Source organism: Moorena sp. SIO4G3 (assembly GCF_010692305.1).
Lineage (GTDB): Bacteria > Cyanobacteriota > Cyanobacteriia > Cyanobacteriales > Coleofasciculaceae > Moorena > Moorena producens_A.
Map to the genome: position 1 here is coordinate 14,725 of NZ_JAAHIG010000033.1, position 12,845 is coordinate 27,569.

9 protein-coding genes are annotated in these 12,845 nt (G+C 45.2%); 3 read left to right on the forward strand and 6 right to left on the reverse strand.

All coding sequences use genetic code 11. From position 1 onward, the window contains the following. Positions 1–60: 60 nt before the first annotated feature. Positions 61–1,032, reverse strand: coding sequence for a solanesyl diphosphate synthase (gene sds / locus F6J99_RS08535; protein ID WP_293112562.1), 972 nt, complete (start codon positions 1,030–1,032; stop codon positions 61–63). A 1,174-nt stretch (positions 1,033–2,206) separates the two neighbouring features. Between sds and F6J99_RS08540 the strand changes: the two genes are divergently transcribed. Then, on the forward strand, positions 2,207–2,398 hold the full coding sequence (locus F6J99_RS08540) for a hypothetical protein (RefSeq protein ID WP_293112563.1): 192 nt from the start codon (positions 2,207–2,209) through the stop codon (positions 2,396–2,398). A 57-nt stretch (positions 2,399–2,455) separates the two neighbouring features. Here F6J99_RS08540 and tkt read toward each other — a convergent pair whose 3' ends face one another. From tkt to acpP, 3 genes are all read right to left on the reverse strand, one after another. Continuing rightward, positions 2,456–4,462, reverse strand: a complete 2,007-nt coding sequence (tkt, locus tag F6J99_RS08545; RefSeq protein WP_293112564.1) for a transketolase — start codon at positions 4,460–4,462, stop codon at positions 2,456–2,458. A 379-nt stretch (positions 4,463–4,841) separates the two neighbouring features. After that, positions 4,842–6,092: a beta-ketoacyl-ACP synthase II gene (gene fabF, locus F6J99_RS08550; protein ID WP_070396806.1), complete on the reverse strand. Its 1,251-nt coding sequence runs from the start codon at positions 6,090–6,092 to the stop codon at positions 4,842–4,844. Between the two features lie 63 nt (positions 6,093–6,155). Further along, on the reverse strand, positions 6,156–6,413 hold the full coding sequence (gene acpP / locus F6J99_RS08555; protein ID WP_070394071.1) for an acyl carrier protein: 258 nt from the start codon (positions 6,411–6,413) through the stop codon (positions 6,156–6,158). Positions 6,414–7,084: 671 nt separating this feature from the next. Here acpP and F6J99_RS08560 point away from each other — a divergent pair. Next, positions 7,085–7,294: a hypothetical protein gene (locus tag F6J99_RS08560; RefSeq protein ID WP_293112565.1), complete on the forward strand. Its 210-nt coding sequence runs from the start codon at positions 7,085–7,087 to the stop codon at positions 7,292–7,294. A gap of 654 nt (positions 7,295–7,948) precedes the next feature. Next, the gene (locus tag F6J99_RS08565) at positions 7,949–8,614 is read left to right on the forward strand and encodes a hypothetical protein (RefSeq protein WP_293112566.1); all 666 of its coding nucleotides are present in this window, start codon (positions 7,949–7,951) and stop codon (positions 8,612–8,614) included. 372 nt (positions 8,615–8,986) lie between these two features. Here the strand turns inward: F6J99_RS08565 and pyk are convergent, their stop codons facing one another. Continuing rightward, entirely contained in the window at positions 8,987–10,768 is a 1,782-nt protein-coding gene (gene pyk, locus F6J99_RS08570; protein WP_070394073.1) for a pyruvate kinase, read from the reverse strand. Between the two features lie 503 nt (positions 10,769–11,271). Further along, positions 11,272–12,612 (reverse strand): sorbosone dehydrogenase family protein, encoded by a 1,341-nt coding sequence (locus F6J99_RS08575; RefSeq protein ID WP_365972897.1) that lies wholly within the window; start codon positions 12,610–12,612, stop codon positions 11,272–11,274. Positions 12,613–12,845 lie beyond the last annotated feature (233 nt).

The window sequence follows — 12,845 nt, forward strand, 5'->3', positions numbered from 1 at the left end:
GATTACCTAGTTACCCATTACCCATGCCAAGCCATGCTTAATACTAGAATCCCCGAGGTTCTAGTATAAGCGACTCAAGACATAGTCGCTGAGATCAATAAGAGCTTGCTTGGATTCTGAGGGTTTCAACACTGATATATTTTTAACTGCTGCCTCAGCATATTTGGCAGCCATTTCCCGCGATCGCTGAATTCCTTTACTCTCCGTGACCATTACCAAGGCTTGTTCTTTATCCTCCGGCTGGGCAAACTCTCGCTCTATGAGCACCTCTAGGTAGGGTTTTTCTTCGAGGGCAAATAAAACTGGTGCTGTGAGGTTTCCACTTACTAAATCTGACCCTGCAGGCTTACCTAAAACATCTGTCGATGCTGTAAAGTCTAGGATATCATCTACAATCTGAAACGCCAACCCCAAATTACGTCCGTAGTGATATAAATTTTCGGCTACCTGATCTGAAACACCACTTAGACATCCTGCTGCTTTAGCACTATTAGCCATCAGTGAAGCTGTCTTGTTATAAGTCTTTGCCAAGTAGCCTTCTATAGTTGTCGTGGTGTCAAATCGACTCAGTCCTTGTTGGATTTCTCCCTCTGCCATATCTTTAATTACTTCAGAGAGTAGCTTAACTACCTCTAAGTTATCCAGATTAGCCAGATACCAAGCCGATTGACCAAACAGAAAGTCACCAGCTAGCACAGCGATTCGGTTATTGAACAAGCTATTAACAGTAGGTACGGTGCGGCGTACCTCTGACTCGTCTATCACGTCATCATGCACCAGAGAAGCGGTGTGAATCATCTCAGTAATTTCTGCTAGACGTCGATGACGTGGGGTAATGTTGGAGTTGGTTATCGTTGCCCGTGAGACCAACAATACAATGGCTGGTCGTAACCGTTTTCCCCCAGCTCCGAATAAGTGTTCAGCTGCAGCGTATAAGATTGGGTGACTGGCACCAATCAGGTTTTTTAAGTTTTCACTCAATAGATACAGATCTGCTTCTACGGAAGCAAAAAGGGAGGTCACTGAGGTCATGTGATCAGCCGACTCAGAAGTTAGTTACGAAAGTTTACATATTTCTTTCTTAATTCTAAGCTAACCGTCCCCGATAGGAAAATTTTGTTGAGTTTATGGCATAACTGGAAGGAAATCTGAGTAATTGTATAGACTTGTTAAGTCTGTACCGATCTCGGTATGGCTACCCAGGATTTTTGTGCTATCCTGAGAATTGAGGGTTTAAAAGATTTAACATACTGAATTCCAAATGTGGTAAGGGGAGAGTTAAATTCGGTGATCCCACCATAGTAAAGATGTTGGCTTAGGCAAGACAAGCCTCTCTATCCCGTCTATATCTCAGTATCTCTACTGAGTAAACTTGTAAAGCAGACATAACCACCAAGAGTTGCCTAATCGGGAGCCTAAGTCGAGATAATTCTCACCTTAAGATCAGGAGTTACCTAGGCTAGGGTGGTTAGGGTCAATTGCGCCAAATACCTGTATCCTGTACCTTATTATCCGCAACCATATCCTAAAACCATTAGAACTGTAAGGTTTTAGGATTGCTTTGCAGCAGATTTCTCTAGAAATTTGCATCTACCTGTCTCTTGTTCACTCTTATGTTATACATTGATATGTCGTTAATGATCCCCCTGCTAGCTACTGGCTACTTAATCACAATCTATGTGCTGTTAACACTAGCCCAGCGTGTTCAACGTTCTCCAAGGTACTTTACTAATCCCATTAAAAACGCCTTGGCTTCTCGTGTGCCAACTGAGTCAGCATCCGAGGTCAATACGGTTAAGGGATGGTCTCAAAGGTCTCAAAGTTAATATCTTCCAGCATAACCCGTAGCCTATTCATCTGCGATTTTTAAACTTCCCATGGGCTAGCTTGGGTAGGAAGAGTCTTGAAACATGGCGCTTACAGTACCAGATTGTCGCGCACAGATTCTGAGTTTACCCAAAAACCGATAAACGCAAATAGTTATGACCACTTTCTGTGTTTATCTGTTTAACTATGAGATTTTGACTTGTCATGGTCTACTTGCTGAGTCAAGTATATCTTAGCGATAGTCCAATATACAAGGTTGGCATCATCAGGACTGATACTGCCTTGGGGGTAAAGTTAGACTTTACCCCCAAGGCTAATGGCCTAAGGGAGAATTTATGCTTGGGCTACACAAACTAATCCCACAAATTTTATAGCCTCTGTGCTTGGCGTTGGACCATTAGAAGATAACAACCCAGACTTTGTTTATCAAGTTGGATCTTGCCCTAGAATGGCTTCTGTGGGGGAGCCCAACGGTAAACGAAATAGCCCTGGTGGTGGCAGAAAGGAAGAGGAGAAACTCTCCGTTTTTCCCTATGCCACTAGAACAAGCATTAGTCTTGGTTTCCCATGACCATGGAAATGTTTACCCTAGTTCAGTTAGGTATAATTAGGGGTTATAGTGGTTTAATTATCCCAACAAGGCTTTGGCTTTAGCGACTACATTTTCAACCGTGTAACCAAACTTTGCCATAGCGACGCCACCGGGAGCAGAAACACCAAAGCGATCAATGCTAATCATATCCCCCTCGGTACCCAAGTAACGGCACCAACCAAAGCTGACACCAGCTTCGACCCCGAGGCGCTTGGTCACTGCTTTGGGCAAGACGGATTCCCGATAGGCTTCATCCTGGGCTTCAAAAAGTTCCCAGCTTGGCATGGAGACAACACGGACTTTCTTCCCTTCCTCTCGCAACTGCTCAGCCCCTTGGACACACAGTGACACTTCGCTACCAGTACCAATCAGGATAATGTCAGGAGTGCCATCGCTGTCAGAGAGGACGTAAGCCCCTTTGGTCGCGGCTTCAATGGAACTACCAGCTAGGTTAGGTAGACCTTGTCGGGTAAAGGCGAGGAGAGTTGGAGCATTACGACGCTCAATAGCTACCTTATAAGCCCCAGAGGTTTCGTTGCCATCAGCAGGTCGAAGGACTACCAGATTTGGTATAGTCCTTAGGGAAGCAATGGTTTCAACCGGTTGGTGTGTCGGACCATCTTCACCTAAGGCTACCGAGTCGTGGGTCATTACCCAAATTACCCCAGCTTCTGATAGAGCCGACAGGCGAATTGCTGCCCGCATATAGTCGGTGAAAATCAGGAAGGTGGCTCCATAGGGAATCAAGCCAGAGTTGTGAAGGGCAATGCCATTGCAAATCGCTCCCATACCATGTTCCCGGACGCCAAAGCGTAGGTTCCGGTTTTCATATTGCCCTTTCTGGAAATCCCCAGATATGTTCAATAAAGTGAGATTGGAGGGAGCAAGGTCAGCTGAACCACCAATCAATTGAGGCAGTACGGGGGCAAGTGCATTGAGAGTGGCTTGAGAATGTTTACGGGTTGCTACTCCCTTGTCTTCCGGCGTGTAGGTGGGTAGGGCTTTTTCCCATCCTTCCGGGAGTTGGCCACTGGTAATTTGCTCAAATTGTGCTGCTTGTTCAGGATACTTTGCTTTGTAATCAGCTAGGGTTTGATTCCAGGCAGTTTCCGCTTCCGTACCCCGTTCCACAGCTTTCCGTAAATGGTTGAGAGCATCATCTGGAACTACAAAGGGTTCATATTCCCATCCCAGGTGTTGGCGAGTGGCCTCCACTTCATCCCCACCTAAAGCTGCACCATGGACAGCATGTGAATTGGCTTTGTTAGGAGAACCATAGCCAATGGTGGTGGTTACCTTAATCAAAGACGGCTTATCTGTTACCGCTTTGGCTGCTGCTATGGCATCATTGATAGCTTCAAGGTCAGTGTTACCACTTTCTACATGTACGACGTGCCAGCCATACGCTTCAAAGCGCTTACCCACATCTTCAGTAAAGGCTAAGTCCGTAGAGCCGTCGATGGAAATATGGTTGTCATCGTAGAGAGCGATGAGTTTGCCAAGTCCTAGGTGACCCGCTAAAGAACAGGCTTCACCAGACACCCCTTCCATGTTGCAACCATCACCAAGGATGACGTAGGTGTAATGATCGACAATGGTAGCATCCGGTTTGTTGAACCTAGCAGCTAAGTGAGCTTCTGCCATTGCCAAACCCACACCATTGGCAATTCCCTGTCCCAATGGACCAGTAGTGACTTCAACCCCATCGGTTTCAAAGTTTTCTGGGTGTCCAGGGGTGACCGATTCCCACTGGCGGAACTGCTGAAGATCGTCTATGGTTACACCATCATAGCCAGTTAGGTAAAGTAAGGCGTATTGCAACATACAGCCATGACCAGCCGACAAGATGAAGCGATCGCGGTTGAACCAATTGGGATTTTTGGGGTTATACCGCATAAAACGGTCCCAAAGCACGAATGCCATAGGAGCCGCCCCCATGGGCAGCCCAGGATGACCAGACTTGGCCTTTTCTACAGCATCAATCGCCAAGAAGCGGATGGAATTGATGCAAAGTTCTTCGAGAGACTGGGTTGCAACGGCCATAATTTCTGTTTAATGGATATGTGTGTACTATGGTCTAACAAGAATTTGTCTGAGTTCAAACAAGGGTGGCTCTCGGTTGACCCAAAGGTACTTTCTCATAATCCCATTACCGGGATCAATCAGCAAGAGATAGGGATTGGCTCAGAATGAAGGATGTTCGCCGGATAGTTTCCCTTGTAGGGTAGGATCAAGCATCAAGGATGAAAACAATCCATAAAGCGTGGGAATATGGGTTACTCAGTAAGTATCATTAACTAGTAGTTGTAACTACTAGTTTTTTCCTTGAGCTACCTTCACCCAATGCCTACCCTAATATAAAGGCTACCCTTTTGGTTCTCCTACGGAGTAAGCCGTTAACCATTCAAACTTTATTCCCACTTTACCGGTATTTTTTGAAGGCTAGGGTTACATTATGACCGCCGAACCCGAAGGAATTGGATAGCACTACTTCTACCATCTGCTGGCGACTATAATTGGGTACGTAATCCAAATCGCATTCAGGGTCTGGGTTGTTCAAATTTATCGTTGGTGGAATCTGGTCATGGGCAATTGCCATCACTGAAGCCACTGCTTCAATGCCACCAGACCCTCCCAACAAATGACCTGTCATGGATTTGGTGGAGCTAATTGCTACTTTATAGGCATGGTCTCCTAAAGCTTTTTTAATCGCTGCTGTTTCGGTTTTATCATTAGCAGGTGTGCTAGTGCCGTGGGCATTGATGTAGCTAACCTGTTCGGCCGTCAACCCAGCATCCTTCATCGTCAGTGCTATAGCCCTGGCTGCTCCTTCACCACCTGGTACAGGGGATGTGATGTGATGGGCATCACAGGTCATGGCATAGCCAACGATTTCGGCATAAATTTTTGCTCCACGACTGAGGGCGTGTTCTAGTTCCTCTAGGATCAGAATCCCAGAACCTTCTCCCATCACGAAGCCATCGCGAGCGATATCAAAAGGACAGCAAGCTGACTCAGGGGTATCGTTACGAGTAGATAAAGCTCGTGCTGATGCAAACCCAGCCATTGCTAGGGGAGTCACCGCCGCTTCAGCACCGCCACAAATCATGGCTTGGGCATAGCCTCGCTGGATTAAGCGAAACGCATCACCTACGGCATTAGACCCTGCGGCACAAGCAGTAACTGGGCAACTATTGGGTCCCTTGGCTCCCGTATGAATTCCTGTCTGACCAGCTGCCATGTTAGCAATCATCATCGGGATCATAAACGGACTACAGCGGTCAGGTCCACGTTTAATAAGAACTGTTTCCTGGTCTTCCAGTACCTTCAGACCACCGATGCCAGTGCCAATCATTACACCGACCTGTTCTGCGTTCAGGTCATTGATCTCAAACTGGGCATCAGCTAATGCTTGCTTACTGGCAGAAACCGCCAATTGAGCGAAGCGGTCCATACGCTTTGCTTCCTTACGCTTCATGTAGTCATGGGGATCAAAGCCCTTCACCTCGCCAGCAATACGACAAGCGTGCTTGGAGGCATCAAATAAGGAAATTAAACCAATACCATTGCGTCCGTTTAATAACCCTTCCCAGTACTCAGCCACAGTGTTGCCTATCGGCGTAATTGCACCGAGACCTGTAACAACGACCCGTTTTTTATCAAAATTTGTCATCATGCCATTAAAACTAGGCTTATCGACCGTGAACGCAGAACTTGCGGTAATGAATCAGGCTGATCAAGCTGGAGTTTCTGCTCCAGCTCCTACTTTTTCCTGAATGTATTTCACAGCCTTGTCAACAGTATCGATCTTTTCCGCATCTTCATCAGGGATTTCGATCTCGAAAGCTTCTTCTAAGGCCATCACCAATTCAACTGTGTCTAAGGAGTCAGCGCCCAGATCGTTGGCAAAGCTTGCTTCTGGCTTAACCTCGCTCGCCTCAACGTCCAACTGTTCTGAAACGATTCCCTGAACTTTATCGAAAATTTCGCTCATATAAATATTCCTCAGCCTTTTTAGCTATAACCTCTCAAGCAGTACTTACTGATTTTAGGGGTTTTATGATCTTATCCGAAAGAGGTCTGATCTTGTAGGTAGGTAATAATGCTTCAGATCCTGACACCACTTCCCTTAATCATCAAAGGCTTTGGTGCCTTTGTTCCCCGTATCATCGTATATCAATGTCCTCAAGACTCGAGAACTGCTTAGTTGGCACCACAATTCCATACCTGACCTAGAGGCATCCTTAGGAATTGTACACCAAACCTCGCGCCTACTGCTCCTTTGACCTCACATGACCCTTGCCTTCCGAGAGTGGGCCCAGCCAAACGTTAGAGCGGGTGCATCTCATATTTGTAAAAACGTGGCGTAAGGTTCGTGATCAGACGGGCTCGCCAAGACGCAAGCTGTAGCCAGTTTTGGGACAGTGCGTCCTGTAACGCACCACCAGGTCAAACTGCAAAAGCAATGCCTCAGGTGCGACCCGTGGCGAATTTAATTACGGGTCAAACGCACGATTACGGTCTTGGGGAGGCAGTGCCTTCACGCGGGGGTCTCCCCCGGAGACGAAACCTTAGATAGGGTCGCCTTTATAGTTAGCAGGTTATGCAGAAAAGGGTTAAATATTTTTTAATAGTGATGCAGCGCCGCCAAAGGGGGTTTCCCCCATGAGCGACTGCATCAAGACAAGGCGACCCTATCTTACGGTAACTTCAAACCATGAGCAACTGCCGTGGTTTCCCCGACTCGCGCTTTGCATGGCTGACAATGAGATGCACCCCGTTAGAGCTTCATGGGCAGAATTTCAACATCGTCCTTTGGAATTTGAATTTCTGGCATCCGAGCTCACCCTGTTAATTCACGATGGTCGGTATTAGAAAGTTTCAGCTGTTGTTTATTTTTGTCAAGCTAATGAAACAAAATTTTATAAAAAAAACGAGTAGGGGGAAGCTGACTTCTCAAGCCTTCCTTAAACAGAGCGGTAGACTCTTTGCCTATCGGGTATCTTAGTAACCTTGAAAGAGTCAAAAAGCCTAATGCTTATGGGTTTTACGGAGTTGCGATCATGGGCGATCGCAACTCCGTAAATCCATTAAGTCGAGCTTATTCTCAGTATGAATACTTAATACAGTACTTCTACCAATCTTAATACAGTACTTTTACCAATTCTTAGGTTATACCAATTCTTAAGTTATACCAATTCTTAGTGCTGACAAGGGTACACATTTATTTTATCTGAGCATCTAAGCATCTGAGCATCTAAGCATTTGACCATCTGCATCTATAAGTCCTACTTTGAATAATTGTTATTAGTTCATGGGCTAACTAACCAATCCCTACTAAAAGGGCAGCAGGAAAAAATTTTTGTTTTATCAAGAGGAGCTTTTAAAAATACACGACTTCGGTGAAATTCCTCGTAATATGAGTTTTGTAATGAGTTAGCTCAGTTGCTTAATTCTGTATTTACACGGTTGTCGTGGTATGGAACGTTGATGCTAAAAGTGATGTAATTACTTGACAACGAAGCTCTCATGAATTCAATTATCAGTTTTTTGTTATTCAGCTGGTTTTTATTAGCCATTTATAATTTTAAACCCAAAAACCAGACTATAAAAGATAGCAATCAAATCCAAAATTTATTAATCTATTGGTTGTTTTTTATTTTAAATAACTATGAAGCCATTGAACAAGATATAAATTTTGCTAATGATAAAATTAAGTGGCTGGAATATGAACTCAAAGAAAGTCATCAGCAAATTATTGGGATAATCAATAAGTTTATTGTAGTTAATAACTCCTTAAGGAGCTTGCATAAGAAAAATGTCTCACTGCAAGAGAGGGTTGAACGGCTGGAGCTGGAAAAGCAGGCTTTTCTTGAAGAGCTTGATGGGGGAGTAGAAACTTCAAATTGGGATTATCAAGCCTGGGAGTTGATGGTACAGAAAACCAAAGGAATAATTGTGGAGCTAAACCAAGTCAAGACGGAAGTTAAATCACTCCTCAGACAAAACAAACAATTGGCATGGGATAAAGCATGTTTAGAAAGGCAACTTGAGTTGGAGAGGGCTGAAAATCAATGTCTGGCTATAGAAAAACAACAACTAAATCATCAAAAAAACATCTTGGCAGGTAAACTGAGACAGAAGCATATTGAAACTCAATCCCTACTCACTGAAATCGAAGCACTAAAGATGTAAACACCAAGATGTGTTGATGATAAATTTTGATCAGTCTACAAGCTTAAAGCAGGACAGTTACGGTCATGAGTAATATCGTGTCCGGTTGACTACTTATAATTCTGGGGTTTTCGTTAATTTAAAATTGAAAATTAACAATTAACAATTAACAATTAACAATTAACAATTCATGGGCATATGCTCAACCATTTTCTAAGTGATTAACCGGACTTGATCTTACCAATTACGAATTCCAAAATATTGACTCTACCAGGTTAAGTTAGTAGCCAAATAGTACCACAAACTATTTTATAGTTAAGTGATGCTTGAGCATACAAAGAAAACCAGGGAATAGCCAAGACAAAATACACAATGCTGATGGGTATAATTTATTCAAGTCATTAGTAACCCGTCACTGGGGCTAGCCCCAAGGGTACCAGAATAAACTAAACCCCGCTGTGTGTCCAGAGTCAAAATTGCCCCATCCCGAATCAATTGGGTCGCATTCTTCACCCCCACAATTACTGGCACACCTAAGCGTAAGCCAATCACTGCTGCATGGCTAGTTATACTATCTTCCTCAGTGATAATTCCTGCTGCCTTGCGAATAACTTCCACAAATTTGGCATTGGTTGAAGGAGCCACTAGGATTTCTCCGTGGTTGAAATTAGGTAAATCACCATCAGTGCCAGCCACCCGAGCAACACCACTTACTGATCCCTGACCAATACCAACTCCCTGACCCAAAACTGCTTTGACTACTTCTACTTTAATTAAGTCTGTTGACCCAGCCACACCTTGGATTGTCCCCGCCGTCATGACGACCAAATCTCTTTCTGTTAGAAGCTGTTTTTCCTGAGCCACACTCATTGCGGCTTGGAAGGTCTGACCAGTTGAGGGTAAATCCAGGACTAACAAAGGTCTGACCCCCCAAACTAGCTGGAGTTGTCGAGCCACATCTACATGGGGTGTTACTGCTAATATGGGAGTCTGGGGTCGGAATTTAGAAACATTCCGTGCTGTAGCACCAGTTTTGGTCAGAGTCATGATGGCTGCTGCATCTAACTGCTCCGCAATGTGACCAACTGCCTGGGATATAGCATTGGGAATGGAACGGCTGGTGTCACGAGCATGACCGATGATCTGTTCTTGCTCAATGCGCACCGCAACCCTGCCCATAGTCTTTACCGCTTCTACTGGGTATTTACCAACAGCAGTTTCGTTAGAGAGCATGACGGCATCAGTGCCATCAAGGATAGCATTAGCTACATCAGAAACTTCTGCACGAGTTGGTCGGGGGGAGTGAACCATACTGTCCAACATTTGAGTGGCAGTGATGACTGGGATTCCCCGTCGATTGGCTGAGGCAATCAGTCGCTTTTGTAAGATTGGTACATCCTCTGCTGGCAGTTCTACCCCTAAGTCACCCCGAGCAACCATCACCCCATCGCACAGGGAGATAATTGCTTCCATTTGCTCTATGGCTTCATGCTTTTCAATTTTGGCAACGACGGGTACCTGCTTGCCAGCACTGTTAATCAGTTCTTTGATTTCTAATATGTCCTGAGGATTCCGAACAAAGGAGAGTGCTACCCAATCCACACCTTGATCCAAACCAAACATTAAATCTCGTCGGTCTTTATCGGTTAGAGCTTTGATGGATAGGTAGACACCAGGGAAGTTAACTCCCTTGTTATTTGAGAGGGGTCCACCGACGGTAACGGTACAGTGCAAGGCTCGTTGCTCTCGGTCTACCTCATCTACCCGCATCTCAACTTTGCCATCATCTAATAGGATGGTGGCTCCCGCAGGCACTTCGTCCGCTAGGGGTTCGTAGGTAACTGAACTGATTTCCTGTTTACCAACCATGGATTTGCTGGTTAAGGTGAAGCGATCGCCATTGTTGACAACAATGGAACCGTTTTCAAACCGCCCCAAGCGAATTTTCGGTCCTTGCAAGTCTTGCAGGATCGCTACAGGCTGATTGAGTTCAAAGGCCGTCTGGCGAATCAGGCGAATATTGCGCTGATGGTCTTCGTGGGTGCCATGGGAAAAATTAAGTCGTAAAGTGGTGGCACCAGCTTGAATTAGTGCCTTGAGAACATCTGGGCTATTGCTCGCAGGGCCAATTGTGGCGACAATCTTTGTCCGACGTAGGGAATTTGGCGATTGCATAAACGTGAAAGGGATTAGGTTGGTTTCCCGAACAACACCTTAGCATGGCACATTACTGTTTTTTGTCTGATATTAAGTTTTCCTAAATATCTTTACAAAGACTTGTTATGAGTCATTAGTTATTAGTACCAAGCCAGGTTTAATAAGATTCGGTAAACATTCCCCAATCTACACTAAGTGCGGTTAGTAGGGGATGAATTTCCAGTCAAAAAATTTTGTCCTAATCAAGTCGTAATAAATAAGATATTCTTAAAAGAATTAGACTTAAGCAAAGTTATGCTATCCCGAAAACCAAGGGTTAATGTCAATCATAAATCAGTCTGGGTCAGTTGGATTGCTACCTGGGTTCAGCTTTCGTAGAGACATCCATCTTGGTTGTTGTCGCTGATCAAGGTTCATTTGAGCCAGAGACGCTGTCTTAACCCTGTAGTAAGGGTGCATTGAGGCAACAGGGAACGAAACAGGAAGCACCGACTACATCCTTGGGGTTAGTCGAGAGCACTTCACGGGTTAATATTGCGGTATTGGATCCGGTAAATGCGGTTGTTGGCTTCTTCTGTGACGAGCAGACTGCCATCTTTTAGCACCAGCAAACCAACTGGACGTCCCCAGGTAGTTGGTCCTGAAGAATCGATCAGAAAACCAGTCAGAAAATCTTCATAGTAGCCTAATGGTCGTCTATCAGTTTTGAAGGGGACAAATACAACCTTGTAACCGGTGCCTCGGTTACGATTCCAAGAGCCACGAAACGCTACAAAGGCACCGTTACGATACTTTCCTGGAAAGGTCTGTCCATCATAAAATTGTAATCCTAGTGCTGCTGAGTGTGATTGGAACAAGACATCGGGAGTTCGGGTTTGGGCAACCAGTTCAGGTTTGATGCTTTGACCATTGCGGGTTTGACGGGGATCGATGAGATGGGGGGCTAAATAGGCATAGGGCCAACCATAGAATTCCCCTTGGCGAATGCGCGTGAAGTAATCAGGAACTAGGTCATCTCCGATCAGATCTCGTTCATTGACAGTAGTGTAAAGTTCACCAGTAATTGGGTGAAAGTCTAGGCCGACAGGATTACGTAAGCCATAGGCAAAGGTCTGTTGGTTTGACCCGTCCAGGTTCATCACCTGTACCGATGCTCGGGGTAAGGGTTCCCGATCGACATTAGACCGTGAACCAATAGAGACATAGATTTTGTTGAGGTTGGGAGATACTACCACATTGCGCGTCCAATGCTGGTTGTAGCCACCGCCAGGAAGGTCAGCAATTTTTTGACCTTTGCTAGTGAGTTGGTCTTGACCTTTAGTGTAGGGAAACCGGAGTACAGCATTAGTGTTGCCCAAGAAGAAGTATTGATCAGCAAACGCCATGCCAAAGGGAATATTTAACCCATTACTGGCATTAGCAAAGGTTTTTTTGACATCAGCAACTCCATCACCATTGCGATCGCGCAATAAACGAATACGATTTGCCCGAGTTTCTGTGACCAAGATATCCCCAGTGGGAGTAAGTGCTAGCCAGCGGGGACGGTCTAACCCATCAGCAAATACGTTCACTTGGAAACCCGCTGGTACTTTTAGGCTTGGGTTGGATGGTACTGCTACAACATTTGGAGGTCGAGAGGCGCTAGAAGTAGCAAAGGGTTGGGGTAAATCATTCAGGGTAATTTGAATCCGTTGGGGTGTCAGGGGTTTGGTATCGATTAGGGTTTTTGTCAATAAAGCATTTGTTTGTGTAGGTGCCTGAGCAATTTGGGGAGATTCCTCAGACGAGGACTTTTGTAAAATCGGTGCAGCAGGTGCTTGAGTTGAGGTGCTAGTTGAAGCACAGGCTACTACCGTAGTCATCAGTAGTTGCAGGATCAGGAAACGTGCGGAGTTCATGGTCAGCAGCACAGGGTGATATTGCGATTGATCTTAACTGACCAAGTAGCAATCAAAGGTATAGCGCTACGCGCAAGGCAAGAGGCAAGAGGCAAGAGGCAAAAGTTCACGTGCATTAGCGGGTAATGATGTCAAAGTCCCCCAAAATTGGGGGATTTAGGGGGCAAATGCGTAATTCCTATAGGTAACAAACTTTC

Bases quoted from the DNA above. Each gene is read 5' to 3' on its own strand.
- F6J99_RS08575 (WP_365972897.1), bottom strand. From the start codon at position 12,612: ATGACTACGGTAGTAGCCTGTGCTTCAACTAGCACCTCAACTCAAGCA.
- acpP (WP_070394071.1), bottom strand. From the start codon at position 6,413: ATGAGCGAAATTTTCGATAAAGTTCAGGGAATCGTTTCAGAACAGTTG.
- F6J99_RS08560 (WP_293112565.1), top strand. From the start codon at position 7,085: ATGAGCGACTGCATCAAGACAAGGCGACCCTATCTTACGGTAACTTCA.
- pyk (WP_070394073.1), bottom strand. From the start codon at position 10,768: ATGCAATCGCCAAATTCCCTACGTCGGACAAAGATTGTCGCCACAATT.
- F6J99_RS08565 (WP_293112566.1), top strand. From the start codon at position 7,949: ATGAATTCAATTATCAGTTTTTTGTTATTCAGCTGGTTTTTATTAGCC.
- fabF (WP_070396806.1), bottom strand. From the start codon at position 6,092: ATGACAAATTTTGATAAAAAACGGGTCGTTGTTACAGGTCTCGGTGCA.
- tkt (WP_293112564.1), bottom strand. From the start codon at position 4,462: ATGGCCGTTGCAACCCAGTCTCTCGAAGAACTTTGCATCAATTCCATC.
- sds (WP_293112562.1), bottom strand. From the start codon at position 1,032: ATGACCTCAGTGACCTCCCTTTTTGCTTCCGTAGAAGCAGATCTGTAT.